This is a genomic window from Phytoamicus setariae (assembly GCF_016722925.1).
GTDB classification, from domain to species: domain Bacteria; phylum Pseudomonadota; class Alphaproteobacteria; order Rhizobiales; family Rhizobiaceae; genus Rhizobium_E; species Rhizobium_E setariae.
Genome location: NZ_JAEQNC010000003.1, coordinates 290,621 through 316,252, shown reverse-complemented (window position 1 = coordinate 316,252; position 25,632 = coordinate 290,621). Strand labels below are relative to the sequence as shown.

Genomic DNA, 25,632 nt, shown 5'->3' with positions numbered 1-25,632 from the left:
CGACATTGCGGCCCAATCTTGCTTTGCCACGGTAAGATGGTACGGTTCCAGCCTCTTTTCCTTCATCCATGGTTATCCAATGCTCATCCTGTCCCTGACCTATACGACCGAAATCGAAAAGGCCGATGCTTTCATGGAAGCGCACATGACATGGGTTAAACGAGGCTACGACGAGGGCTGGTTTGTCGCATCGGGTCGAAAAGTACCGCGCACGGGCGGCATCATTCTCGCGCGCGGCGACCGGATCGAAATCGAGGAATTCTGCGAAAGCGATCCCTTCGTCGTGAATAGTATTGGGCAATACGAATTTTTCGAGTGTGCGTTCACCTCGACGGCCGAAGGCTTCGAAAACTTGCAGGCCTGATCCCGACATATGACAAGCGCCCCGAAACACACGCCTTATGACACCAATCTGAAGCCGTTCAGCATCGGCCTCTCCGCGCTCGATCCGGATGGATGGATCGAGCCGGATGACGATCTCGAAGCGTTCCTTGCTGAAAAGGACCGGCTTGCTGCGACCCATTTCGACGAGATCTTCTATTCCGAGGAGCAGTCCCTGCCTGCCCAGCAGGAATGTCTCGACCTGATTGTGGACCATCTCACATCGAAGCATGCAGACCGCTATGTGAGATCGGGAGACCGGATGGCGTTCCTCGATCGAGAGGTCGATCTTGCCGATCCCGGCACTGTGCCGATCCAGAAGGCTGCAGCGCTGGTGCAGGATGACCTCGTCATTCTCGAAAAACGAGAGGCGGGGTGGCATCTCGTCGCAGCCCATCTCGCCTTTCCCTCGGGCTGGACGCTTCGTGAAAAGGCTGGATTGCCGATGGAAGGCGTGCATGCCCACGTGCCAGGATTCGAAGGCGGTACACGCAATGCCACAATGCTCAACCGCATTTTCGACAACCTCCAGCCGGATCTGCCGGCTGTCCGGTTCAACTGGTCGATCTATCCTGCCGGCGAACTTTTTTGGCCACCCGAGCGCAGCGCACACGCTAACAAAGCCAAATTTACCCCGGCGACCAATTTCATCCGCATCGAGAGACAGACGCTGCGCAGGCTTCCCGTGACGGGCGGCATCGTCTTTACCATCCGCATCTACAACGACCCGATTTCGCTTGTCACGTCGCTCGACGATGATGGCAGGATGGCCAATGCACTCGCGGCCAAGTTGATGGAATTCACCCCCGAGCAACTGGCATACAAGGGCATGCTCAGCAAGCGCGATGCGCTGGTCGATCACCTCAGGCATGCTGTCAGTTTTGCCGGGGTCTGAACTGCAAAAGTCCTGAAAAGCCGCCGAAACACTCCAGGTATCGGGCTGGAACCCCACAAATTCCGCTTTTTTGTGACACGGAAACGTGGTTAGTGAGCGGGCTTGAAACTTTAAAGGAGTGCTTCCCTAAATGAATGAACAAAACTATCCGGTATATGGCGAAATCACTGGTCCGATCGTGATGATCGGTTTTGGCTCGATCGGACGTGGTACTTTACCCCTCATCGAGCGTCACTTTAAGTTCGACAAGAGCCGGATGGTGGTCATTGAACCGCGAAACGATGAAGCGGAGCTTCTCAAGAAGCATGGGATCAGGCACATCCAGGCGCATGTCACCAAGGACAACTACAAGACGTTGCTCAAGCCGCTCCTGACGGAAGGCGAAGGGCAGGGCTTCTGCGTCAACCTCTCGGTCGACATTTCCTCGGTCGACCTCATGAAGTTGTGCCGCAAGCACGACGTGCTCTATGTCGATACCGTCGTCGAACCCTGGCTCGGTTTCTATTTCGACAAGGGCATGGATAATTCCGAGCGCACGAACTACGCGTTGCGCGACACGATGCGCAAGGAAAAGGCCAGAAATCCGGGTGGCACGACAGCCGTTTCCACCTGCGGCGCCAATCCGGGCATGGTTTCCTGGTTGGTCAAGCAGGCGCTGGTCAACCTTTCCAATGAAATCGGCCTGAAGTTCGATGAGCCTTCGCAGGACGACCGTGAAGGCTGGGCCAAGCTGATGAAGAAGGCGGGCGTCAAGGGCGTCCACATCGCCGAACGCGATACACAGCGCACCAAGCATCCCAAGCCGCTGAACGTCTTTTGGAACACCTGGTCGGTGGAGGGCTTCATTTCGGAAGGCCTGCAGCCAGCCGAACTCGGCTGGGGCACGCACGAGAAGTGGATGCCCAAGAACGGCAAGAAGTTCAAGAAGGGCCATAAGTCGGCAATCTATCTCGAGCAGCCCGGCGGCAATACCCGTGTCCGCACGTGGTGCCCGACGCCCGGCCCCCAATATGGCTTCCTTGTCACCCACAATGAATCGATCTCGATCGCCGAATATTTCACTGTCCGGGACAAGGACGACGCGGTGACGTACCGGCCGACCTGCCACTATGCCTATCATCCGTCCAACGACGCGATACTGTCGCTGCATGAGATGTTCGGCAACGGCGGCAATGCGCAGCCCGTTCAGCATGTGCTCGACGAGGATGAACTGGTCGATGGCATCGACGAACTCGGCGTCCTGCTCTACGGCCATGAGAAGAACGCGTATTGGTTCGGTTCGCGCCTGTCGCTCGATCAGGCCCGCAAGCTTGCGCCCTACCAGAACGCCACCGGCCTGCAGGTGACATCAGCAGTGCTGGCCGGCATGGTCTGGGCACTCGAAAATCCGAAGGCCGGCATCGTTGAAGCCGACGAGATGGACTACAAGCGTTGCCTGGAAGTGCAGACGCCCTATCTCGGACCGGTCGAAGGGCACTACACGGACTGGACGCCGCTTGACGGCCGCCCGGGCCTGTTCCCCGAGGATCTCGATACATCGGATCCCTGGCAGTTCAGGAACGTTCTGGTCCGCTAACAACAACCTGTTCCGGAGCTCGCAAAGGCGAGCTCCGGGCTAAGCACCGGGGGCGGCATGATCAGGGCGCTGATGGTCGATGTCGACGGTGTGCTCGTCTGCGGCAGGCCGCGCGACGGACTTCCTTGGGCAGCAGACCTGAAAGCGGACCTTGGCATCGATCCGGCGCAGCTTCACAGCGAATTCTTCCTGCCTCACTGGACTGAGGTCGTGCTCGGTCGCGTCGGCATGGAAGTCCGGCTCGCGGTGGCGCTGCGGAAAATAGCACCGCATCTGCATCCCGATGAGTTCATCAAATACTGGTTCGAGAACGATGCGCGAATCAATGTTGCTTTGCTGGACGAACTCGAACGCAAGCGACGTGCGGGCATGAGAGTGTATCTCGCGACCAACCAAGAGCATCTGCGCGCCCGCTACCTGCTCGATACGCTCGGCTTGGGTCCGCATTTTGATGATGTCTTCTATTCCGCAGCCATTGGCAGTCGCAAACCGGATCCAGCTTTTTTCCAGCACATAGCGAGATCATCGCGCCATGCTCCGGCTGAGTTGCTGTTGATCGATGATACGGCTGCGAACGTCGCAGCCGCTGAAACAGCCGGATGGCGAGCGGTGCACTGGTCCGGGGATTGCTCGCTGGCGTCAATATTGGAGCGCTTCGATGATGATGGGTCGTTCGCACGACGCTGACACGCTGCTCGGCAGCGATGTATGTTGCAAACTTGTCCCGGCCTTCGAATGATGTGTGCCAATGCCTTGCTTTCATTCTGGAATAGCGCCAAAATACCTATCGACTGACATGCCGGAAGGGTGGGTTTGCCCTTTGGCCTCAAGGGGATACAAATATGAAGAAATTCGCCGTGCCGGCACTCATCGTGACTGCTGTCCTTGCCTCCTGTACGACGGAACGTGAACGTCCTCTCCCCACACAGCCCGCAGCGGTCGGCATCGACGGTGCCTGGACCGACCCCAATGGCCTGATTTCGACCTTCCAGGCCGGCAGTTTCAATACGCGTACGACCGATACCAACCAGCTTCTGGCTTCGGGGACCTACGTCAAGCTCCCGGGCAACAATCTGTACGAGATCAGCATGACCTCACACGTGCAGAACAAGCAGTCCAAGGTCAATTGTGCGATGATTTCGCCGGGCCAGCTTAACTGCACGGCGGATTCCGGAGCGCAATTTACGCTCATGCGCCGCGGTAACGTCGCCACGCAATAATGTTACCGGCCCGCAAGGGCCGCTTTTGCTCCATTTCATCCTCCGGATCTCCCGTTCGGAGCGATTGCCGACCTCGATGAAAAAGTTGACGCGCAGGACGATTAACCGTCCTGGCTGGCATTTCTGATTGAAGAGGAGAAGAATGATGAGCCGTATTGTTCGTTTTGCCCTGCTCAGCGCCTCGGGCCTTGCTCTGTCGGCAGGTGCCGCACTGGCGGACTATGAACTGAATATCCTGCATATCAACGACTTCCATTCGCGCATCGAGGCAATCAACAAATTCGATTCAACTTGCTCGGCCGAGGAAGAGGGTAAGAACGAATGCTTCGGTGGGGCGGCGCGCCTCAAGACTGCCATTGACCAGACGCGCGCGGCGCTCGCGGGCAAGAATGTGCTGCTGCTGAATGCAGGTGACAATTTCCAGGGATCGTTGTTCTACACGACCTATAAAGGTGCGGCAGAAGCCGAGTTCCTCAATGCGATGAAGTTCGATGCCATGACCGTCGGCAATCATGAGTTCGACGACAGCGAGGATGGATTGAAGATCTTCCTCGACAAGGTGCAATTCCCCGTCGTCACTGCCAATGTCGTGGCGGGTTACGAATCCAAGATCAAGGACAGGATCGTTCCCTCGCTGGTGCTTGATGTCGGCGGCCAGAAGATCGGTATCGTTGGTGCGGTTGCCAACGACACCGACACGCTTGCGTCGCCGGGTCCCAACATCATGATCGGCATCGACGACAAGGCAATCGGCGACGAGGTGCAGAAGCTCAAGGCGCAAGGGGTCAACAAGATCATCGCGCTGACCCATGTCGGCTATCCCCGCGACCTCGCTGTCATCGCCAAGATCCCGGATGTCGATATCGTCGTGGGCGGCCATTCCCATAGCCTGCTGTCGAATACCGACAAGGGTGCCTCCGGTCCCTATCCGACGATGGTGGACAATCCTGGTGGCTACAAGGTTCCGGTCGTCCAAGCCGGTTCCTATTCCAAATATCTCGGCGATCTCGACGTGGTCTTCGATGACAGTGGCGTCGTCAAATCCGCCAAGGGCGATCCGATCCTGATCGATTCATCCTTCAAGCCGGATGAGGTAGTCACCGCCCGGATCAAGGAACTCGGCGCGCCCATCGAAGCGCTGAAGCAGAAGGTGATCGGTTCGACTTCGGCGCCGATCGACGGCTCGCGTGAAACCTGCCGCGCCAAGGAATGCGAGATGGGCAATCTTGTCGCCGACGCGATGCTCGACCGGGTCAAGGACCAGGGTATGCAGATCGCGTTTGCCAATGGGGGCGGTCTGCGTGCGTCCATCGATACCGGCGAGGTGACAATGGGCGAGGTGCTGACGGTACTGCCATTCCAGAATTCGCTTGCTACCTTCCAACTCAAGGGCGCCGATGTGCTTGCTGCGCTCGAAAGTGGCCTGAGCCAGATCGAGGAGGGCAAGGGCCGCTTCCCGCAAGTCGCGGGGATGAAATACACCTTTGATCCTGCCAAGCCGGCCGGCAGTCGGGTTGTTTCGGTCGAGGTCAATGAGGGTGGCAAATTCGTGGCGCTCGACAATGCCAAGACCTACGGCGTGGTCGCCAACAATTACACCCGGGCCGGTGGCGATGGTTATGCCGTTTTCAGGGACAAGGCCGTGAATGCCTATGACTTCGGACCGAGCCTCGAAGACACGACGGCGGCTTTCATTGCCAAGCAATCGCCATACAAGCCGTATCTCGACGGTCGTATTGCTGTTGTAGCCACCGCGGCGGAAGTCAAGGCACCGGCGCTTCCCGCTGATGCCTCCGACATTGCCAACAAGGCGCCCGAAGCCGGGACAATGGCGAGCGATGCCTTTGCCGCCGGTGGCGCGACCAAACACGTCATCGTCAAGGGCGATACATTCTGGCATCTCGCCAGAAAGTTCTATGGCGAGGGGCGGCTCTGGAAGAAGATTGCCGATGCAAACAACGACTTGCGCGCCCGCCGGCTGCATATCGGCACGGAAATCAACATTCCTGCCAAGTAGAGCGGGAGCGTCAATCTGACCACGCGGCCCGGGCTTTCCCGGGCCGTTCATATTTCCTATATCCGGTCCGGCTCGTCATCCGGTCGCGGATGCCAGGCGTATGACAAGAAAAACAAAGGATGAGACATGACCGACGCCGAGCCGCTTTTCCCCGCCAGTCATCCCCCGGTCAAGCGGGGCAGGATCGGGGTGCTGCTCGTCAATCTCGGCACACCCGATGGCACCGACTACAAATCGATGCGCCGCTATCTCAAGGAGTTCCTGATGGACCGGCGGGTGATCGAATGGTCGCCTTTCTACTGGTATCCCATCCTCTTCGGCATCGTTCTCAACAAGCGCCCGCAGAAAGTCGGCAAGGCCTATGAGACAATCTGGAACAAGGAACTCGATGAGAGCTATCTCAGGACCTACACCCGCTCTCAGACCGAGAAGTTGGCAGAACGGCTGCGCGACCATCCCGATGTCGTCGTCGACTGGGGCATGCGCTACGGCAATCCTTCCATCGCCGAGCGTTTGAACGCATTGAAGGACAAGGGGTGCGAGCGCATCCTGCTGTTTCCGCTCTATCCGCAATATGCGGCGGCGACCACGGCGACTGTCAACGACAAGGCATTCGACGCGCTGAAGGCAATGCGCTGGCAACCGGCACTGCGCACCGTGCCGCCGTATCACGACCAGCCGGCCTATGTCGACGCGCTGGCAAATTCGATCACGTCGCATCTGGCCACACTCGACTGGGAGCCGGAAGTGGTGATCACTTCCTTCCACGGCATCCCTCAATCCTATTTCGACAAGGGCGACCCTTATTATTGCCAGTGCCAGAAGACGGCGCGGCTGCTGCGTGACAAGCTCGGCTGGGATGACAGCAAGCTGATGGTGACGTTCCAGTCGCGGTTCGGCCCGGAGGAGTGGCTCAAGCCCTACACTGACAAGACAGTCGAGAAGCTGGCGCAGGATGGCGTCAAGCGGATCGCCGTGCTCAATCCGGGTTTCGTTTCGGATTGTCTGGAAACGCTGGAAGAAATCGCCGGTGAGGCAGCCGAAAGCTTCCATCACAATGGCGGCGAGAAATTCGCTCACATTCCCTGCCTCAATGACAGCGACGGTGGCATGGATGTGCTGGAGGCGCAGGTGAGGCGCGAGTTGATGGGCTGGATATAAACCAGTCATTTGTGTCCGGCAGGTCCGGGCATGGCGGCAAAGCCGCCATTCCCGGCACATTCGGCTGCGCCCTCTTGCAAATAAACCGCCGGATACCAACGTCTTATGGTAGACAACAGGCACGGGCCGCAACAATCCGTGCCTTCGGAGGGAATAATGAATCTTGATACCTTTACCGGCATGGACTACGCCGTCATCGCAATCGTCGTGCTGATCATCTGGACATTGATTGCCGGTATCAAGACCGTACCGCAAGGCTATAACTACACTGTGGAGCGCTTCAGACGCTATACGCGAACGCTGCATCCGGGCCTCAACCTGATCGTTCCCTATATCGACACGATCGGTGCCAAGCTGAATGTGATGGAACAGGTTCTTGATGTTCCCACGCAGGAAGTGATCACCAAGGACAACGCCAGCGTCAAGGCCGATGCCGTGGCATTCTACCAGGTGTTGAACGCCGCTCAGGCGGCCTACCAGATCTCCAATCTCAATCAGGCGCTGCTCAACCTCACCATGACCAATATCCGTTCGGTGATGGGGTCGATGGATCTCGACGAGTTGCTCTCCAACCGTGAAACGATCAACGAGCGGCTGCTGCGCACGGTGGACGAGGCCGCCAGTCCCTGGGGCATCAAGATCACCCGCGTCGAAATCAAGGATATTACGCCGCCGCAGAACCTTGTCGATTCGATGGCCCGGCAGATGAAGGCCGAGCGCGAGAAGCGCGCGCTTGTGCTCGAAGCCGAAGGTACGAAGAACGCCCAGATCCTCAAGGCCGAGGGCGCCAAGCAGGCAACCATTCTCAAGGCGGAGGGAGAGCGCGAAGCTGCTTATCGTGAGGCCGAAGCGCGCGAACGACTGGCCGAGGCCGAAGCCAAGGCGACGAAAATGGTGTCCGAGGCCATCGCGGCCGGCAACGTGCAGGCGATCAACTACTTCGTAGCGCAGAAATACACCGAAGCTCTGGCTTCGATCGGTACCGCCGGAAACTCGAAGATCGTGCTGATGCCGATGGAAGCGTCTGCGCTCGTGGGCTCCCTCGGAGGCATTGGGGCCATAGCCAGGGAAGTCTTCGGTGGTGACGGCGGCACGACGCCGACGGCGCCGCGCCAGGCAACGAGGACCACGCCGTCCGTTACCGCTGGCACGACCAATCCCTTTGTCATGAGGTCCAATGAACAGCAGGGTGGGCAGACATGATCAGCAACTTTGTCCATAGCGCCGGCCCCTGGGCCTGGTGGATATTCGGCATTGTTCTGCTGGTGGCCGAAGTGGCGTTGCCGGGCAACTTTCTGATCTGGGTGGGCGTCGCCGGCGTGCTCACCGGCGCCCTTTCCAATCTTTTCTGGGAAACAAGCTGGTGGGGCTGGCAGGTGCAGTGGCTGGTCTTCGCGGTGCTATCAGGCGTCTGCCTGTTCATCGGACGAAACTGGCTGAAACGTTCCGGGGCCAGATCGGAAGAGCCGACATTGAACGATCGCGGTGCGAGCCTGGTCGGACGCACGACGAGCTTGGCGGACCCGATTGTCAATGGCCGGGGCCGGGTTCGGATAGGCGACGCGTTCTGGACAGTCAGCGGGCCGGAGTTGCCGGCGGGGACGAAAGTGAAAATCGTCGGCAGCGAGGGAAGCGGCCTGAAGGTAGAAGCCCTCTGAACTCCGAACCCCCTTGCCGCGAACTGGAAGGGGGCTCCCAAGCGGCTTGCGTCAAGCCACGCCGATCCTGAGCAGATCGTGGAAATGCACGATGCCGATCGGGCGGTTGTCATCGTCGGTAACCATCAGCGCCGAGATATTGTAGAGATTGAGAAGGCCCATGGCGCTGGTCGCCAGGGTATTCCTGCGTACGGTCTTGGGGTTTTTCGTCATGATCTCCTCGACCTTCATCTCGACGAGATTCTTGTCTAGGCGGCGGGCGATGTCGCCGTCGGTGACGATGCCGGCCAGAACGCCGTCCTCGCCGATAACGCCCACGCAGCCGAAGCGCTTGAGCGAAAGCGCCATGACTGCTTCAGGCACTGGGGTGCCGAGCGATACCAGCGGCAGGCTGTCGCCGTGATGCATGACATCACCGACATGGGCGAGCGTCGCACCCAGCTTGCCGCCGGGATGGAAAGTCTTGAAATCCACTGCGGTGAAACCACGGGCCTCCAGCAAAGCCACCGCAAGTGCATCGCCGATGGCCAGTTGCATCACAGCCGACGTGGTTGGAGCAAGGCCGTGCGGGCAGGCTTCCTGCGACTTGGGAAGGCAGAGCACGATATCGGCTTCGCGCGCGAGCGTCGAATTCTCACCGGAGGTCAGGGCGATCAGCGGAATGGAAAAGCGCCTGGAGTAGGCAACGATTCCTTTGAGCTCCGACGTCTCGCCGCTCCATGATAGCGCAAGGATTGCATCCTGCGCGGTAATCATGCCGAGGTCGCCATGATTGGCTTCCACCGGGTGCACGAAGAATGAGGGCGTGCCGGTGGAGGCGAATGTCGCCGCGATCTTGGCGCCGACATGGCCGCTCTTGCCGATGCCGGAAACGACAACACGGCCTGTCAGCGAAACCAGACGCTGCACGGTGTCCTCAAAAGGCTGTGCAAGTCCGTTGCCGAGGGCACGTTCAAGATCGGCAAGGCCGGTCTTTTCAGCTTTGATGGTGCGGATTGCGGAACGCGCCGCATCACTGTCGGGAAGCTTGAGAATGTTTTCTGTCATGCGGTTGATTTACTCCTTCTTTCGGTCCTGTCCAGACCGGAATATTTCTCAATCGTTTTAAAGCAAGTCCAATTCACGGCTATTGCAGCATCGGCTTGCCCCCGTTGGAGATCTCGTTGGCTTAGACCTGCAAAATCAGCCGCTTTCATGATCTGCATGTGGGCGACAGGAGTATCTCGCGTGTAGGTGGAAACGATTGATTAACCTTGCTCGTTTACCCCTAGGTAATGTCTGCTGAACCGAAGAATGCCCGGCTGTCTATCCAATGAAGTGTTCCCGCTCCTCGTCCGACCTCGTCCGGAAAGGCCTGCCGGCTATTGTGCTGGCTGTCCAGATCGGCATGCTGTCGGCCCCAGAGCAATCATGGGCGCAATCGGCACTGGATCCATCGTCGAGCAACACGCAGCTCAGGCTATCGCGTCCTTCCAACGCCACTACAGATAATGCCGACGGCGCGACGACGGGCGAAGATGCCGAACAGGCTGATGCACAAACCGATACGCCTGACGTTTCCGCAACGGAGGAAAGTGCCGAGCAATCTCTCGATGCTGCCACTCTCGGGGAGCTTCGCCAGCAAAATCCACGCGAAGAATCCATTGACGGGCTAAGGTCGACGCTTCCTCCAGACGGTGATCTGGCACCGGGCGTTGCACTCGGTGCATTTACATTGCGTCCGACGATCAGCGAGAGGCTCGGCATGGAGCGCACGCGCACCGGCAAGAACGAGTGGACGCGCAGTTATCTCGAAACCGGTCTGAAGGGATCGTTGGTTTCGGACTGGTCGCAGCATGAATTGAGGATCGATGCCGAGGGTACTTGGCAAAAGACGCTGAGCGGTATTGTCGAGGACGATCCTGAAGGCAGGATAGATGCCGCTTTCCGACTGGATATTTCGCATGCGACGCTGGCGAACCTCAAGGCCGGTTACTCGCTGCAGCGCGAAGATGTCGGCGATGCCAATGCGATATCGGGTGCCACGAACCAGGCGCTTGTGTCGACTTACATTGCGGGCGCCGAGGTTGTTCACGATATGGGGCTCATCCGCGGCACGGTCGGTGTGGATTTCGAGCGCCAGACCTATGGAGACGCGCAACTCGCCAACGGCACATTTGTCTCGCAGGAGGACCGCAACGAAAACACGGCGATCCTGCGAGGACGCATCGGTTACGAGCTTTCGCCGGCGTTGATCCCGTTCCTGGAAGCATCCTACGGACAATCGATCTATGATCAGCACCGGGACGACCAGGGCTACGTCAGGGATGCGACGATCTATGCCGTCAAAACTGGGATCGAGGCGGATTTTGGCGAAAAGCTTCGTGGTGAGCTGTCGACTGGCTATACCGTCGCCGAATTTGAGGATCCACGGCTGGACGCGTTGTCGGCTATTACTTTCGATGGCAATGCGACCTGGTCGCCGCGTCGCGGCACTGATGCGACATTTGGCCTGAGGACCGCGCTTGAGCCGTCTACGACGGCAGGCGCCAGCGGTTCAATTGCCTACACCACCACCGCGGAGTTGACGCAGGCGATCATCGACGAATTGACAGGGCGGTTAGCGACTTCGATCACCTGGCGCGATTATTCGCAGGCATCAGTGTCAAGCCAGACCGTGTACAATGTCGGTGCTGGCCTGACCTGGGGGCTTTCGCAATCGATCGATCTCAATGCAGACGCGACATGGGAAAGAACGCGCCAAAGCAATGTGCCGACCTCGGATGTCTTTACCGCGGGTATAGGTATCGCCTTGAAGCGCTAGAGCTTGGGGCCGATCAAGATATCAATATGAAAAGGGCCGGGAACAATCCCGACCCTCGCACTACGCTTCTTTACGCTTACACACTGCTACAAGAGTATCAGGCGCTGAGCTTGAAAGAGGACATTGCCTTTTCAGTGGCTTCCTTGCCCGGCTTGGAGACGTGCTCGGCAACCTTCTTGGAAGTTTCCTGAAGCGACTTGGCCTGTTCGACAGCCAGTTCAGCCTGCTTGCGGAAAAACGCCGTCTGAAGTTCGAAAAACTCGGAAACAGACTTGATGCTCAGCAGCGATTCCAGGTGCGAGAAGGAATTCTCGGTGTTGGTGCGCAGCATCTCGATTGCCTTCATGCCGAGCTCGACCGTGCCGGCCTGGGCATTCTGCAGCGTTGCTTCAACGGTCTTGCCGGCTTCTTCGGTCGCTTCCTTCACCTTGGAAAGGGCTTCCTTGGACTTTACGGAGCTCTTCTCGGCGAAATCGCGAAAGCTCTCATTGAACTTCGACGGATCGAAAGAGGAAATGGAGAAGACATCATCCGTTTTCTTCGTGGCCATGCGCATGCTCCTTGTTCGTTTCCTGGACGGCTTCAGCCGTGCCATATGTTTATGAAGGGTCTATAACACGCAATATTGTGCAGCGCAACAAAATAGTGCGATGCAACAGATTAACCCTTTGCACGGATTCCGGGGCAAGGTTGTGGACCGTCGGGAGCCGACGGAGTATTAAGAATTTATTAAGACATGCCCCGGTAATTCCCTGCGTCTCCAAGGTCCGTCATGCCGCAAGTCCAGTATCCATTCATCGACATAGCCGTACATCCATCGGTGCGCGCGCGCTTGGCCGCCGGAGACGCAATCGTGCTGTTTTCGCGGTCTATGGATCAGGTTCTGTGGGCCAATGGCGAAGGCGCCGCGTTCTTTGGATTCGGCGACATCTATGGCCTTATGGACGATGGCCCGAACCGCGGAAGCGTTGCCTTTCGTCAGCTCACCGCCGCGGCCTCCCAGCTTCGCGAGGTTGGCGATACGCGCGGGTTGACGATCCGGACCTCCAGCGGCTTCCAAAGTGCGGCCGTCAGTGCAACTGCCAGCCTCGTCGAGATTCGCAAGGATGAGATTGTGGTGATATTCACCGCGCCCGTCGCTGCCAATGCGCAAGACCCCGCTGCGCGCATTGCCGCCATGCTCAGGGGGTTTGATGATCCGGACACGCATATGGCGGTGCTTGATGGTGAGGGCACGGTGCTTGATGCATCCGCCGGGTTCTCGGCCATCGGAATTGCACCCGAAACCACGCGTGGTCTGATCGCCGCGCTGGCGCATACCGATGGTCTTATCAAGCGCCCGATTGCTTCCGCTGCCGGCTACCTGCCTGCGGCCATCGGTACGGTTTCGCAAGATCCGCCATTGCACCTGCTGTTCTGCGTCGAGACGATGCTCGGCCGGATGGATCCCCCGCCGGAGCAACACCTCCCGCGCGTTGTCGCCGTATCAGTCGCGACGGTCGCTGCCGCGACACAGCCCGCAACGCCGGCTGCCGAGAAAACGCCAGATACGGCTTTCGACGACGCCGACGTAGAGGCCGATCCGGCAACCGAAGCGGAGCCGGTGCAACCCATCGACGCTGAGGTTGAAGAAGTCGGCGGTGCCGTCATCGTTCAGCCCGAGGCCGCTCGCAGCCTGCTCCCGGCTGAATCCATAGAGGCGGATGAAGCTTCGGACCTTTCGCATGATGGCGAGGACGCCGCCGAAATGACGGACGCCGAGTTGGCTGATGTCGAGACCAGCGATGATCTGGCGGATCTGGCGGCGATTGATGGGGCTGCCGCAATTGAGGGCCCCGTAGACGAGCCGCAGCCTATCAGCGCGCCGGAGCAGGATTTGCAGCACCAGCCGATAGTTGTCGCCTCCGAGGACCAGCAGCCGGAGGCGTCGGTCGCCTCTGTTGCCGATGAGCCCACGGAGGAGCATGGCACGTTCGTGTTTCGGGGTGGCGGGCGGCCGGTGCGATTTGTGTGGAAGCTTGACCCGGAAGGCCGTTTTGCCGAAGTCTCCGACGAGTTCATGCGGACGGTCGGCCCGAATGCCGGCAACATCAATGGTCTCGGCTTCAAGGAGCTGGCCGAACAATTCAACCTCGATCAGGATGGTGAAATCGGTCGCCTGCTGGAGCGGCGCGACACCTGGTCTGGACGAATGATCCGCTGGCCGGTCGAGGGAACAAACCTTGTCGTGCCGGTCGATCTGGCGGCATTGCCGACCTATTCGCGCAATCGCGAATTCGATGGCTTCCGGGGTTTCGGAATCGTGCGGGTGGGTGATGCGGAGGAAGATCCCGCCGCCCTTGGCCTGACACTCGGTCGACCTGATGCAGCCGCCCCCGTTGTCGACGCTGATGCAGGCGACGAAAACGAAGTTTTCGACGAAAGCCACGCGGAAGGTGCCGCACAGGACGAAACGACAGACGATAGCGGCGTCGAGTCACTGGACGAATTCCGTGGTGAAGTTCCCGCGCTGGAGATTGCCTCCAATCCGCTGGAAACGTTCTCCCGCAAAATAGTCCAGCTGGAAGAGCGCCGTGCCAAGGCGCGCGAGGGGCTGAGCCAGAACGAGCAGGCCGCGTTTCGCGAGATCGCCCGGCAACTCGAACCTTTCGGCAAGCGCCCGAACGAGTTGGTCACCGGCCAGCCGATGGAAGACACGCCGGATGCCAATGACGACGTCGTCGCCGACGCGGATGTGCAGAACGATGCACAGACGATGAAAGCCGGCACCACAGCGGTTGAGGCCCTTGGTGCTGAAGACAGCGCTTCCAAGCGCGAACAGGAAGATGTTGCCAAAAAGGTCGATGAGATAGACGAGGACGAATTCGACGATCTGGCGGAGGCGTCCCAGGGCCCCGGCATGACGGCTTCGGCCGCTGACCAGGTGCCGCTTGCAATCCTCATTCATGCCGGCGACCGGTTGATCCACGCTAACACAGAGTTCCGGCGGCTGACCGGCTACAACACAATCGAAGCGCTTGAAGCCGCCGGCGGCCTCGAAAGTTTGATTGCCCGGCACGAAGGTGCTGCGGGCATCGTGCATCTGGTGCGCGCCGATCGGGTGGAAGTGCCCGTGACAGCAAGGCTTCAATCGGTGAAATACGAGGGTGCCACGGCGCTGATGCTGACGCTGGCTCCCGAGGTTGCAATGGAAGCTCCGCCCGTCTCGTTCGAGGAAGACCCGGAGATGGCGCACAAGTTGGCAACCCTCAAGATCGAGGCTGAGGAGCTCAGGTCCATACTGGAAACTGCCACTGACGGCGTCGTGATTCTCGACACGGACGGGCGCATCCGTTCGCTGAATCGTTCGGCCAGCGCGCTCTTCAATTTTGATGACGGCGAGACCCGTGGCAAGCCGTTTGCGATGCTGTTTGCCCATGAAAGCCAGAAAGCTGTACAGGACTATCTTGCCGGACTTGCCGGCCATGGCGTAGCGAGCGTGCTCAATGATGGCCGCGAGGTCATTGGCCGCGAGGCTTCCGGCGGCTTCATTCCGCTGTTCATGACGATGGGGCGCATGCCGGGCTCCAACAGCTATTGCGCCGTGATCCGCGACATCACCCAGTGGAAGCGCTCCGAGGAGGAACTGAAGACCGCCAAGCGCGCCGCCGAGACCGCCAACCAGCACAAGAGCGATTTCCTCGCTCGCGTCAGCCACGAGATCCGCACGCCGCTCAATGCCATCATCGGCTTCTCCGATATGATCGCCAGCGAGCATTTCGGTCCGGCCGGCCATCCCCGTTATGTCGAATATGCCAACGATATCGGCCGCTCGGGCCGTCATGTACTCGATATCGTCAACGATCTTCTCGACATATCGAAGATCGAAGCCGGCGAGATGGATGTCGAGTTTGCCGCCGTCACGCTCAACGACTGTGTTTCCGAGGCGGTGTCGCTCGTCCAGCAACAGGCGAACGCCCAGCGCGTGATCATCCGTACCTCGCTGTCGCAATCGGTTCCCGATGTCGTTGCCGATCTCCGCTCGATCAAGCAGATCGCCATCAACATTCTCGCCAATGCCATCCGCTTCACGCCCTCGGGCGGCCAGATCGTCGTATCGACCGCCTATGAAACGTCCGGTTCGGTGACGCTGCGCATTCGCGACACCGGCGTGGGCATGTCCAAAGCCGAACTCGAACAGGCCATGAAGCCATTCGGCCAGGTGCAGCCCGGCGCACGCAAGCGCGGCGACGGTACGGGGCTCGGGTTGCCGCTGACCAAGGCGATGACGGAAGCCAATCGCGCGACATTCGCGATCCAGTCTTCGCACGGCGAAGGCACGCTGGTGGAAATTACCTTCCCGCCGCAGCGCGTGCTTGCGGATTAGCCATTGCGCGAATAGAAGTCCGTCTGTGGGCCGCGAGACGCTCCGAAGGCGTCGGTCGTCAGGAATGGATGAATTGTCCGATCAAACCATGATAAGCCCCGTGCATCCGGGCAAGCCGCGGTTGCGGCAACATCACCGACTCCTCGCGCTTGGCACCATGGCTATCTCGCTGGTGGTCATGCTGCCGCTGTTCGCCATCGTCTGGCTCGCACTTTCCACCGGCACCTCGGATCTTGCCCATGTCGCCGAAACCATTCTGCCACGCGCGCTCTGGCGCACGCTGGCACTGCTGCTGCTGGTTGGCGCCTCGACGGCTGTAACCGGCATTCTCACCGCCTGGCTGACGGTGACATTTGAGTTTCCCTTTCGCAGGATGCTGGCGGTGGCGCTGGTGTTGCCATTGGCCATGCCCACATATCTCGCTGCTTATGCCGCAGGTGAGTTCTTCGACTATACAGGCCCTTTGCAGGAGGCGGTCCGCGCTATCTTCGGGTTTGCCACTCCGCAGCAATACTGGTTCCCCGACATCCGCTCGCTATCCGGCGCCGTGCTCGTGATGGGTGCAGTTCTCTATCCCTATGTCTATCTCTCCAGCCGCTCGATGTTTCTGTTGCAGGGCCGGTCCGCAGCCGATGTGGCGCGCACGCTTGGTGCCTCGCCGCTCAAGGTGTTCTTCACCGTGCAACTGCCGATGGCGCGGCCGGCGATTGCCGCCGGGCTGACGCTGGTGATGATGGAGACACTCAATGATATCGGCGCGGTGGAGTATCTGGGTGTCAATACGCTGACCTTCGCGATCTACGATACGTGGCTCAATCGCGGCAGCCTGGCAGGAGCGGCGCAGATCGCTGCCGTGATGCTGGTTTTCGTAGCGGTGCTGATCCTGGTCGAGCGACATGCCCGCCGCAGTCAGCGGTTTTCGGGCAGCAAGACGACCTCCAGCGTGCACGATTCCGTGCGTACGAAACTGACGGGCGTGCGTGGTTGGCTGGCATTCCTCGCCTGTTTCGCTCCGGTGCTCGGCGGCTTCATCGTGCCGGTAGTGGTGCTCGGCAGCTACGCTATCAAGCGCCTTGACCTGTTCTACTCGGCCAAGCTGTTGAAGGGGCTGACCAATACCATCATGCTCGGCACGTTCACTGCGGTTATTACGGTATGCCTGGCATTCGTGCTGGCTTATTCCGCACGGGCCGGCCGCAACAGGATTACCGCGATCGCCGCGCGGTCTGCCACCTTCGGCTACGCGGTGCCCGGCACTGTGCTTGCCATCGGCGTGCTAATACCGCTTGCCGCGCTCGACAATCAGATTTCTGCCGTCGTAAAAAATATTTTCGGGGTCCGGACCGGGTTGCTCCTTTCCGGAACCATGATCGCCATCATCTATGCTCTGACGTCGCGGTTCCTGACCATGGCCGAGGGCACGGTGGAATCCGGGTTTCACAAGTTGCCGACGAGTCTGGACCATGCCTCGCGCATGCTTGGGCGCACCGCGGGGCAGACCTTGCGGACCATCCTGGTGCCGGCGATGCGACCTGCCGTGTTGACCGCGGGCCTGCTGGTGTTCATCGAGACCATCAAGGAGCTTTCGGCGACGATCCTGCTGCGGCCTTTCAACTTCAGCACGCTGGCGACGCTGGTCTACGAGGACGCATCGCGCTCCAAGGTGGAAGACGCTTCGATCCCGGCAATCATCATCATCCTGGCAGGGCTCATACCGGTGATTATGGTGTCGCGCTCGCTTGAAGGCAGCGCGATGCGTTCATCCTGACAATTTGGGTTTTGCGGTGTCCCCGGGCTTGATTTCGCATAGCCGCATAGAAAAATATTTCAAAATAAAATCTATAAAAAATATATACTAACTTTTGTTTCTCCGGATTTTCGCTATTTTCCGTGTTGAAAGTGCCGCTCGGCGGCCCGACAACGCAGGAGAATTCCATGGCTCGCACAATCCGGTTCAACGCTTTCGACATGAATTGTGTCGGTCACCAGTCGCCCGGTCTCTGGAAGCACCCGCGTGACAAATCGTGGAAATACAAAGACCTGGACTATTGGCAGGATTTGGCCCGTACCTTGGAGCGAGGGATTTTCGATGGCATCTTCATCGCCGATGTGATCGGCTACTACGATGTCTACAAGGGCTCCAATTACCACGCCATCGAACAGGCGGCGCAGATCCCGGTCAACGATCCACTGCAGCTCGCAGCCCCAATCGCACTGGCCACCGAGCATCTGGGCATCGGCATCACCGCGTCCACGTCCTTCGAGCATCCCTATACATTCGCTCGCCGGCTTTCGACGGCCGACCATCACACCAAGGGGCGCGTCGGCTGGAACATCGTCACCTCCTACCTCGAAAGCGGCGCCAAGAATATCGGTCAGGGCGGCCTTCGCGGCCACGACAACCGTTATGAAGTCGCGGAAGAGTATGTCGAAGTGCTCTACAAGCTGTTCGAGGGCAGCTGGGAAGAAGGCGCCGTGCAACGCGATCCGATCCGCGGCATCTTTACGGACCCGACCAAGGTCCACGAGATCGGCCATCGCGGCAAGTTCTTCGACGTGCCCGGCTATCATCTGTCCGAGCCTTCGCCGCAACGCACGCCGGTGCTCTACCAGGCAGGCGCCTCCGGACCGGGCAAGGCCTTCGCCGGCGCCCACGCCGAATGCGTGTTCGTCGGGGCGCCGACCAAATCGCTGCTCAAAGCCTATGTCGATGAAATACGCCAGAAGGCTGCTGCCGCCGGACGCGATCCCAGGAAAGTGCTGATCTACAATCTGGTCACGCTGATCGTCGACGAGACGGACGAAAAGGCCCAGAAGCGCTTCGAGGAGTATCAGGGCTATACGTCCTATGACGGCTCGCTGGTGTTCATGTCCGGCTGGAGCGGCATCGATTTCGGCCAGTATGCGCCGACCGATGACATCAAGAAAGTCGAGACCAATGCCATCGTTTCCATGATCGAGCATTTCTCCGGCAAGGATAAAACCTGGACGGTCGAGGAACTGGCCAAGTGGGGCGGTATCGGTGGAGTCGGTCCGGTCTTCGTCGGTTCGCCGTCCACCGTCGCCGACATCCTGCAGGAATGGGCAGAGGAAACTGATGTCGACGGATTCAATCTCGCCTATGCGGTGACGCCTGAAAGCTTCGAGGCGGCAGTCGACCTGCTTGTGCCGGAGCTGCAGAAGCGCGGCGTCTATCCCACCGCCTACAGACCCGGCACGCTGCGCGAAAAACTGTTCGGCGACGGCCCCTATCTCGGCACCAACCACCCGGCCAACCAATACCGCGACATCGAGGCGTTCAAGAAGCGCGCCTCCGAAACAGACACGTCAGTCGCCCCTCTTCGCAAGGTCGGCAGCTGAGCTTGCATAATCCGACACCATGACTGGCCAACACGAAATATCGGAATGACAATGACACAGATCGAACTCGGCTGGGGCGCAGGTCCTGGTGACGACTATGAGACCATCGCAGACCGCTTCCGGCCTATCTTTGCCGAGATCGCCAGAGATGCCAACGAACGGGAACTGAACCGCACCCTGCCCTTCGAGCAGATCCGGCTGTTGAAGGAAGCGGGCTTTGGCGCATTGCGCCTGCCCAAGGACGAGGGCGGGCTCGGCGTCACCCTGCCGCAATTCTTCAACCTGCTTGTCGAACTGTCGGAGGCGGATTCGAACGTCACCCAGGCGCTCAGGGCGCATTTCGGGTTTGCCGAAGATATCCTCAACAGCCATGACCCCGTGCGACGTAGGGTCTGGACCGCCCGCATCGGGCGCGGCGAAATCGTCGGCAGCGCATGGTCGGAGGTCGGTCCCGGCGCGGGGCTTGACCGCTTCGCCACGCATGTCTCGGGAAGCAACGGCCATCAGGTGCTCAACGGCGCCAAGTATTACACGACCGGCTCTCTCTATGCCGACTGGATCGATGTCGGCGCCTCCAATGTGCAAGGCGAAGGCGTGTCGGTCGCGGTGCGGCGGCATGCGGACGGGGTCGATATCGTCGACGATTGGGACGGTTTCGGTCAGGTGCTGACTGCCAGCGGCACGACGACCTTCACCAATGTCGCCGTCACCGATGACGACATCGTCATCGACGAAGAGCGCTTCAGGTATTCCTCCGCCTTCTACCAACTCTATCATCTCGCCACGCTTGCCGGCATTGGCCGCGCGATCACCAACGACGTCGCCAAGGCCGTAGCCGAACGCCGCCGCTCCTATTCGCATGCCGCCGCGACCCGTTCTAGCCAAGACCCGCAGGTGCTGCAGGTGGTCGGGCGCATCCGCGGGGCAGCCTATTCGGCCGGGGCGATCGTGCTGCAGGCGGCCAATGCCTTGCAGCGCGCCTTCGATACCCGCTTCGTCAACGACCCGGATAGCGAAGAGAAGGCCAACGCCATCGCCGAGCTCGAGACGGCACAGGCGCAAACGGTGGTTTCCGACCTCGTGCTGCAATCCTCGACGCTTCTGTTTGACGCCCTCGGCGCCTCGGCGACCAAGAAACCGGCCGGTCTCGACCGCCATTGGCGCAATGCCCGCACGCTCTCTTCGCACAATCCACGCATCTACAAGGATCGGATCATCGGTGATTTCGCCGTCAATGGCACACCTCCACCCTACCAGTGGCGCATCGGCCAGAGCCCAACCTGATCGGTATGACGATGATCAGACTCACCAACATAACGAAGAGTTTTGCCACTGTCGGAGGGTCCGTGAGTGCGCTTTCCGGTATCGACCTGACGATTGACCGCGGCGAGATCTTCGGTATCATCGGCTCGTCGGGCGCCGGAAAATCGACGCTCGTGCGATTGATCAACCTGCTTGAGCGGCCGACAGGCGGGGACGTGTTCGTCGATGGCGAGCGCGTCACGGGTGTTCAAGGCGCGCAACTGCGTGCGCTCCGGCGCAAGATCGGTATGGTCTTCCAACATTTCAACCTGTTGAGCGCGCGTACGGTCGCGGCCAACGTGGCCTATCCGCTGGAACTCGCCGGTATCTACGACAAGGCTGAGATCGCCGCCCGTGTCGCAAGGCTCCTTGATCGGGTGGGCCTGACGGACCATGCCGCCAAATATCCCCGCCAGCTTTCCGGTGGCCAGAAGCAGCGCGTCGGCATTGCCCGCGCGCTCGCCTGCGAACCGTCGGTGCTGCTCTGCGACGAGGCAACCAGCGCGCTCGATCCGCAGACCACGCTCTCAGTTCTCGATCTTCTGCAGGAAATCAATCGTGACCTCGGCGTCACGATCGTCATCATTACCCATGAAATGGACGTCATTCGCCATGCCTGCGACAAGGTCGCGGTCATCGATCATGGGCGCATCGTGGAAACCGGCACCGTCAGGGATGTCTTCCTGCATCCGAAACATGCCGCGACACTCGGACTGTTGCGCGAGGCCGAGCCCGACCAGGCACATCGGAGTCCGTCGCCCACCACCGGCGCGACCGGGCACGTCGCACGCATCACGCTGGTCGATGAAGCCGCCCGCCAGCCGGTGCTGGCCCGCATGTCGCGCGAGTTTGGCGTCGACTACGCGATCCTTTCGGGCCGCGTGGGGCATATCAGGCAGACGCCCTATGCCCAGTTTACCATCAGCCTTTCCGGCGCCGATCCGGTCGGCGCGCTTGCCGCGCTCAAGGCTCGCGGCGTTGACGTCGAGATTCTGGCGTCACCTCGTACCGGAGCGACAAACCCGGGCCATCCCCTTTCTCAGCCGGAGCTTGCCCATGTCGTTTGAGAATATCTATTGGGGCGACATATCGGCCGCAGTGCTGCAAACGCTCGCCATGGTCAGCGGGGCTCTCGTGCTCACCGTGTTGCTTGGCCTGCCGCTCGGCATCCTGCTGTTCCTCACCGGCCGCAAGCAGATGCTGGACCAGCCGGTCGCCTATGGTGCGCTGTCGGTGGTGATCGGCGTTATCCGTTCCGTGCCTTTCATCATTCTGCTGATCGTGCTGATGCCGGTCACGGTTCTAGTCACAGGTACCTCGCTCGGCATCCGCGGCGTCATCTTCCCGCTCGTCGTCGGCACGGCCCCGTTCTTCGCACGCTTGGTGGAAACCGCGCTGCGCGACGTCGATCGCGGCGTCATCGAGGCGAGTGAAGCGATGGGCGCGACCATGCTCCAGACGATCATCCGCGCGGTCCTTCCCGAGGCCCTGCCCAGCCTTGTGGCCGCCATAACCGTCACCGCGATCGTGCTTGTCGATTACACAGCCATGTCAGGTGCCATCGGCGGCGGCGGTCTCGGCGATCTTGCCATCCGTTACGGCTACCAGCGCTTCCAGACCGAAATCATGCTCGTCTGCGTTTCGATCCTCGTCGTGCTCGTCCAGCTCATCCAGGCGAGCGGCAATCACCTCGTCACCCGCTTTTCACGAAAATAGCCCAAGGAGAAACACCCGATGAACCTCTTCAAGACTTTCGCCGTTGCCGCCACGCTGGCCATCGGCCTCGCCCAGAATGCGTCTGCCGCCGAAAAGCTGGTGGTCGGCGCCACCGCCATCCCGCACGCCGAAATCCTCGAGTTCGTCAAGCCGATCGTCGCCAAGCAAGGCCTCGAGCTCGATATCCGCGTCTTTACCGACTACATCCAGCCCAATGCACAGCTGGTCTCGGGCGAGCTCGACGCCAACTACTATCAGTACCGGCCATTCCTGAACGACTACAACAAGCAGCGGGGCACCAATCTCGTGCCGATCGTGCCGGTGCATATCGAGCCTTTCGTCGCCTATTCGACCAAGATCACCGCCATCGACCAGCTTGCCGAGGGGGCGACCGTTGCGATCCCCAACGATCCTGTCAATGGCGGCCGCGGCCTGCTGTTGTTGCAGAAGCTCGGCCTGATCAAGGTCAAGGGCAAGGCCGAACTGACCTCGCCGGACGACGTGCTGCCGACGATCAAGGATGTGGTCGAGAACCCGAAGAACCTCAAGATCGTCGAGCTTGAATCCGCGATGCTGCCGAGGGCGCTGAGCGAAGTCGATCTCGGTGCCCTGAACGGCAACTACGTCTTCGAAGCCAAGCTCGACATCTCAAAGGCGCTGCTCGCCGACCGCGGCCAGGATGGCTACAACGTCTGGAGCGAGTATCTCGTCACCCGTCCGGAAACCAGGGACGACCCGCGCATCGCCATTCTCGCCAAGGCGCTGAACAGCGACGAAACCCGCAATTTCATCAAGCAACACTACAAGGGCCAGATTATCGCTGCGTTCTGATCCTTGGCAATTCTTACTGCACATCCGGCGGCGGGGCACCCACACACACTCCCGCCGCCATTTCAGCCCCGATTTCAGGAAAACCAGCATGACAGTCAGAGCGGCAACGCAGCCAATTCCTCTCGCCGGAGAACCGGGATGGAGCCCGCAGAAGCCATCGAGACCAGCACATGTGATCGCCGATGATGCGGAAGCACTCTCGGTCGCCGAGCGGTTGAAGCCAATCTTTGCCGCCGGCGCGCGGGAACGCGATCGCGCGCGGCTTCTGCCTTTCGGTGAGGTCGACATCTTCTCTCAGAGCGGGCTCTGGGGCATCACCATACCAAAGGCGTATGGCGGTGCCGGTGTCTCCCAGGTGACGCTGGCAAAGGTGTTTGCGACGCTCGCATCCGGCGATCCGTCGCTGACCCAGATTTCGCAGAACAGTTTCGAGATCATCGACGTCATCCGACTGACCGGCAGCGAGGCACAGAGGCGGGATCTGTTCGGCAAAGTGCTGGCGGGCTACCGGCTCGGCAATGCCTTTTCGGAATTCAAAGGCAAGAATGTCGAGGTGTTCGAGACACGCATCATCAGGGATGGCGATGGCTTTCTGGTGACAGGCGAGAAGTTCTATTCAACGGGCGCCCTGTTTGCCCATCTCGTGCCGATCGTGGCGCTGGATGAGGACGGCCATGTCGTGGTTGCGGTTGCCGATCGCGATGCGGGCGGGTTGACCGTGATCAACGACTGGTCGGCTTTCGGCCAGCGGACCACCGCGAGCGGCACGGTCAAGCTCGACCGGGTGCGGATTGACCCGTCGAGGCTGCTGCCGGCCCATATCGTCTACGAGAACCAGAGCGCGGTCGGCCCGCAAAGCCAGCTTATCCATGCTGCCATCGATGCCGGCATTGCGCGCGGAGCGCTGGAAGCGACCATTGAACTGGTGAAGAATCACGCCCGTCCGTGGATCGATAGCGGCCAGGATCGTGCGTCCGACGATCCCTTTACGATTGCCAATGTCGGTGACATCGTCATCCGCCTGCATGCTGCGGAAGCGTTGCTCGAGAGGGCCGGACGTCAGCTCGATGCAACGATTGCCGAAACCAATACGCAATCCATCGGATTGGCGAAGATCGCGGTCGCAGAAGCCAAGGTGCTGACGACCGATATCGCGCTGCTTGCCGGATCAAAATTGTTCGAGCTCGCGGGAACGCGCTCGACGCTCGGCGAGCACAATTTCGACCGGTTCTGGCGTGATGCGCGCACCCATACGCTGCACGATCCGGTTCGTTGGAAATACCACGCAGTGGGGCAATATTACCTCAACGGCATAGAGCCACCATTGCACTCGTGGATCTGACAACAACCATATGCCGCCAGTCACGGTATCGCTGGCGGCGCTGGATTGTTTGCAATTCAGGAACGATATGTCGACTGAAGCACTTCTATCGTGAACAACTGGCGTACGCTATATCTGTCTCCAAGTAGACGGACATTCGGGCCGTCGGAGGTAATCATGGCTTCGCTCAGCAACGCATTTGCAAATCTTCAGTCCACACCGCGCATGCCGGCGCTGTTCGTCGGCCATGGCAGTCCGATGAACGCCATTCTCGACAATGAGTATAGTCGCGAGTGGCGTCACATCGGCGAGGGCTTGCCAGTGCCGAAGGCGATCCTCGTGGTTTCGGCGCATTGGATGACACGCGGTGCAACGCTGGTGCATATCGGCACGAACCCCAAGACCATCCACGATTTCGGTGGCTTTCCGCCGGAGCTTTTCGCCCAACAATACAATGCGCCGGGTGCGCCGGATTTTGCTCAGGCGACGATCGACCTGCTGGAGGAAAGCCACGCCCATTCAGACGAACGCTGGGGTCTCGACCATGGCGCCTGGTCGGTGCTGATCCAGATGTTCCCCAAGGCGGATATTCCGGTCTACCAATTATCGCTCGACCTATCGAAGGACCTGGACGAGCATTTCCGGCTCGCAGAGGAATTGAAGGCGCTGCGTGAAAAGGGCGTGCTGATCATCGGCTCCGGCAATGTCGTGCACAATCTGCGTGCGCTCAGCATGAATGGCCAGAAATTCGATTGGGCTGTGGAATTTGACCAGTATATGGCCGATGCGATCGCCACCCGCGATACCGGCAAGGTGCTGGACATTGGCAAGCTTGGCCGCGTTGCTGCGCTGTCACATCCGACCATCGAGCATTTTCTGCCTATCCTCTATCCGCTCGCCGTGATGGCTGAGGATGAGAAGGTCAGCTTCTTCAACGAGTCCTTCGACATGGGCTCGATTTCGATGCGTTCTTTCATCCTGTCCTGAGACAACGACTTTTAATATGCCAGAAGGGCCATGTCCGG

The 25,632-nt window shown here is 59.8% G+C and carries 21 protein-coding genes; 19 read left to right on the top strand and 2 right to left on the bottom strand.

The window, feature by feature from the left end; all coding sequences use genetic code 11:
* Positions 1–79 precede the first annotated feature (79 nt).
* The 9 genes from JJB09_RS06740 (at position 80) to JJB09_RS06700 (ending at position 8,908) form a co-directional block, all read left to right on the top strand.
* Positions 80–364, top strand: coding sequence for a YciI family protein (locus JJB09_RS06740; RefSeq protein ID WP_201655036.1), 285 nt, complete (start codon positions 80–82; stop codon positions 362–364).
* A 9-nt stretch (positions 365–373) separates the two neighbouring features.
* Entirely contained in the window at positions 374–1,276 is a 903-nt protein-coding gene (locus JJB09_RS06735) for a heme-dependent oxidative N-demethylase family protein (RefSeq protein WP_201655033.1), read from the top strand.
* Between the two features lie 130 nt (positions 1,277–1,406).
* Positions 1,407–2,852, top strand: coding sequence for a homospermidine synthase (locus JJB09_RS06730; RefSeq protein ID WP_201655030.1), 1,446 nt, complete (start codon positions 1,407–1,409; stop codon positions 2,850–2,852).
* A 57-nt stretch (positions 2,853–2,909) separates the two neighbouring features.
* On the top strand, positions 2,910–3,539 hold the full coding sequence (locus JJB09_RS06725; RefSeq protein WP_201655027.1) for an HAD-IA family hydrolase: 630 nt from the start codon (positions 2,910–2,912) through the stop codon (positions 3,537–3,539).
* A 155-nt stretch (positions 3,540–3,694) separates the two neighbouring features.
* Entirely contained in the window at positions 3,695–4,072 is a 378-nt protein-coding gene (gene omp10 / locus JJB09_RS06720) for an outer membrane lipoprotein Omp10 (RefSeq protein ID WP_201655024.1), read from the top strand.
* Between the two features lie 145 nt (positions 4,073–4,217).
* A complete protein-coding gene (locus JJB09_RS06715; protein WP_201655021.1) occupies positions 4,218–6,089 on the top strand; it encodes a 5'-nucleotidase C-terminal domain-containing protein in 1,872 nt (623 codons plus the stop codon).
* Between the two features lie 126 nt (positions 6,090–6,215).
* On the top strand, positions 6,216–7,250 hold the full coding sequence (hemH, locus tag JJB09_RS06710; RefSeq protein ID WP_201655018.1) for a ferrochelatase: 1,035 nt from the start codon (positions 6,216–6,218) through the stop codon (positions 7,248–7,250).
* Positions 7,251–7,406: 156 nt separating this feature from the next.
* On the top strand, positions 7,407–8,453 hold the full coding sequence (locus JJB09_RS06705; protein ID WP_246748602.1) for an SPFH domain-containing protein: 1,047 nt from the start codon (positions 7,407–7,409) through the stop codon (positions 8,451–8,453).
* A complete protein-coding gene (locus JJB09_RS06700; RefSeq protein ID WP_201655015.1) occupies positions 8,450–8,908 on the top strand; it encodes an NfeD family protein in 459 nt (152 codons plus the stop codon). Before JJB09_RS06705 ends, JJB09_RS06700 begins: the two co-directional genes overlap by 4 nt.
* 51 nt (positions 8,909–8,959) lie before the next feature.
* On the opposite strand, the gene JJB09_RS06695 is transcribed toward JJB09_RS06700, so the two are convergent.
* On the bottom strand, positions 8,960–9,955 hold the full coding sequence (locus JJB09_RS06695; RefSeq protein ID WP_201655012.1) for a KpsF/GutQ family sugar-phosphate isomerase: 996 nt from the start codon (positions 9,953–9,955) through the stop codon (positions 8,960–8,962).
* Between the two features lie 265 nt (positions 9,956–10,220).
* On the opposite strand from JJB09_RS06695, the gene JJB09_RS06690 reads away from it, so the two are divergent.
* Positions 10,221–11,711 carry an outer membrane beta-barrel protein gene (locus JJB09_RS06690; protein ID WP_201655009.1) on the top strand — a complete coding sequence of 497 codons (1,491 nt, stop codon included), beginning with the start codon at positions 10,221–10,223 and terminating at the stop codon, positions 11,709–11,711.
* A 97-nt stretch (positions 11,712–11,808) separates the two neighbouring features.
* Here the strand turns inward: JJB09_RS06690 and JJB09_RS06685 are convergent, their stop codons facing one another.
* Entirely contained in the window at positions 11,809–12,261 is a 453-nt protein-coding gene (locus JJB09_RS06685; RefSeq protein ID WP_201655006.1) for a phasin family protein, read from the bottom strand.
* Positions 12,262–12,483: 222 nt separating this feature from the next.
* Here JJB09_RS06685 and JJB09_RS06680 point away from each other — a divergent pair, with 222 nt between their 5' ends.
* The 9 genes from JJB09_RS06680 to ygiD all read left to right on the top strand — a co-directional run bounded on the left by JJB09_RS06680 (position 12,484) and on the right by ygiD (position 25,594).
* Positions 12,484–16,077, top strand: coding sequence for an ATP-binding protein (locus tag JJB09_RS06680; RefSeq protein ID WP_201655002.1), 3,594 nt, complete (start codon positions 12,484–12,486; stop codon positions 16,075–16,077).
* Between the two features lie 88 nt (positions 16,078–16,165).
* Positions 16,166–17,845, top strand: a complete 1,680-nt coding sequence (locus JJB09_RS06675; RefSeq protein ID WP_201655593.1) for an ABC transporter permease — start codon at positions 16,166–16,168, stop codon at positions 17,843–17,845.
* Between the two features lie 167 nt (positions 17,846–18,012).
* The gene (locus tag JJB09_RS06670) at positions 18,013–19,437 is read left to right on the top strand and encodes an LLM class flavin-dependent oxidoreductase (protein WP_201655000.1); all 1,425 of its coding nucleotides are present in this window, start codon (positions 18,013–18,015) and stop codon (positions 19,435–19,437) included.
* A 51-nt stretch (positions 19,438–19,488) separates the two neighbouring features.
* Positions 19,489–20,721 (top strand): acyl-CoA dehydrogenase family protein, encoded by a 1,233-nt coding sequence (locus tag JJB09_RS06665; RefSeq protein ID WP_201654997.1) that lies wholly within the window; start codon positions 19,489–19,491, stop codon positions 20,719–20,721.
* A gap of 62 nt (positions 20,722–20,783) precedes the next feature.
* Positions 20,784–21,806, top strand: coding sequence for a methionine ABC transporter ATP-binding protein (locus tag JJB09_RS06660; protein WP_343228991.1), 1,023 nt, complete (start codon positions 20,784–20,786; stop codon positions 21,804–21,806).
* The gene (locus tag JJB09_RS06655) at positions 21,796–22,455 is read left to right on the top strand and encodes a methionine ABC transporter permease (RefSeq protein ID WP_201654991.1); all 660 of its coding nucleotides are present in this window, start codon (positions 21,796–21,798) and stop codon (positions 22,453–22,455) included. The genes JJB09_RS06660 and JJB09_RS06655 overlap by 11 nt, the downstream gene beginning before the upstream one ends.
* A gap of 18 nt (positions 22,456–22,473) precedes the next feature.
* Positions 22,474–23,286, top strand: coding sequence for a MetQ/NlpA family ABC transporter substrate-binding protein (locus JJB09_RS06650; RefSeq protein ID WP_201654988.1), 813 nt, complete (start codon positions 22,474–22,476; stop codon positions 23,284–23,286).
* An 88-nt stretch (positions 23,287–23,374) separates the two neighbouring features.
* Positions 23,375–24,628 carry an SfnB family sulfur acquisition oxidoreductase gene (locus JJB09_RS06645; protein ID WP_201654985.1) on the top strand — a complete coding sequence of 418 codons (1,254 nt, stop codon included), beginning with the start codon at positions 23,375–23,377 and terminating at the stop codon, positions 24,626–24,628.
* Between the two features lie 156 nt (positions 24,629–24,784).
* Positions 24,785–25,594 (top strand): 4,5-DOPA-extradiol-dioxygenase, encoded by an 810-nt coding sequence (ygiD, locus tag JJB09_RS06640; protein WP_201654982.1) that lies wholly within the window; start codon positions 24,785–24,787, stop codon positions 25,592–25,594.
* Positions 25,595–25,632: the final 38 nt, after the last annotated feature.

What these genes read in the sequence shown, in the direction of transcription:
- JJB09_RS06740 (WP_201655036.1), top strand. Translation starts at nt 80, where the DNA reads ATGCTCATCCTGTCCCTGACCTATACGACCGAAATCGAAAAGGCCGAT.
- JJB09_RS06735 (WP_201655033.1), top strand. Translation starts at nt 374, where the DNA reads ATGACAAGCGCCCCGAAACACACGCCTTATGACACCAATCTGAAGCCG.
- JJB09_RS06730 (WP_201655030.1), top strand. Translation starts at nt 1,407, where the DNA reads ATGAATGAACAAAACTATCCGGTATATGGCGAAATCACTGGTCCGATC.
- JJB09_RS06725 (WP_201655027.1), top strand. Translation starts at nt 2,910, where the DNA reads ATGATCAGGGCGCTGATGGTCGATGTCGACGGTGTGCTCGTCTGCGGC.
- omp10 (WP_201655024.1), top strand. Translation starts at nt 3,695, where the DNA reads ATGAAGAAATTCGCCGTGCCGGCACTCATCGTGACTGCTGTCCTTGCC.
- JJB09_RS06715 (WP_201655021.1), top strand. Translation starts at nt 4,218, where the DNA reads ATGAGCCGTATTGTTCGTTTTGCCCTGCTCAGCGCCTCGGGCCTTGCT.
- hemH (WP_201655018.1), top strand. Translation starts at nt 6,216, where the DNA reads ATGACCGACGCCGAGCCGCTTTTCCCCGCCAGTCATCCCCCGGTCAAG.
- JJB09_RS06705 (WP_246748602.1), top strand. Translation starts at nt 7,407, where the DNA reads ATGAATCTTGATACCTTTACCGGCATGGACTACGCCGTCATCGCAATC.
- JJB09_RS06700 (WP_201655015.1), top strand. Translation starts at nt 8,450, where the DNA reads ATGATCAGCAACTTTGTCCATAGCGCCGGCCCCTGGGCCTGGTGGATA.
- JJB09_RS06695 (WP_201655012.1), bottom strand. Translation starts at nt 9,955, where the DNA reads ATGACAGAAAACATTCTCAAGCTTCCCGACAGTGATGCGGCGCGTTCC.
- JJB09_RS06690 (WP_201655009.1), top strand. Translation starts at nt 10,221, where the DNA reads ATGAAGTGTTCCCGCTCCTCGTCCGACCTCGTCCGGAAAGGCCTGCCG.
- JJB09_RS06685 (WP_201655006.1), bottom strand. Translation starts at nt 12,261, where the DNA reads ATGGCCACGAAGAAAACGGATGATGTCTTCTCCATTTCCTCTTTCGAT.
- JJB09_RS06680 (WP_201655002.1), top strand. Translation starts at nt 12,484, where the DNA reads ATGCCGCAAGTCCAGTATCCATTCATCGACATAGCCGTACATCCATCG.
- JJB09_RS06675 (WP_201655593.1), top strand. Translation starts at nt 16,166, where the DNA reads ATGATAAGCCCCGTGCATCCGGGCAAGCCGCGGTTGCGGCAACATCAC.
- JJB09_RS06670 (WP_201655000.1), top strand. Translation starts at nt 18,013, where the DNA reads ATGGCTCGCACAATCCGGTTCAACGCTTTCGACATGAATTGTGTCGGT.
- JJB09_RS06665 (WP_201654997.1), top strand. Translation starts at nt 19,489, where the DNA reads ATGACACAGATCGAACTCGGCTGGGGCGCAGGTCCTGGTGACGACTAT.
- JJB09_RS06655 (WP_201654991.1), top strand. Translation starts at nt 21,796, where the DNA reads ATGTCGTTTGAGAATATCTATTGGGGCGACATATCGGCCGCAGTGCTG.
- JJB09_RS06650 (WP_201654988.1), top strand. Translation starts at nt 22,474, where the DNA reads ATGAACCTCTTCAAGACTTTCGCCGTTGCCGCCACGCTGGCCATCGGC.
- JJB09_RS06645 (WP_201654985.1), top strand. Translation starts at nt 23,375, where the DNA reads ATGACAGTCAGAGCGGCAACGCAGCCAATTCCTCTCGCCGGAGAACCG.
- ygiD (WP_201654982.1), top strand. Translation starts at nt 24,785, where the DNA reads ATGGCTTCGCTCAGCAACGCATTTGCAAATCTTCAGTCCACACCGCGC.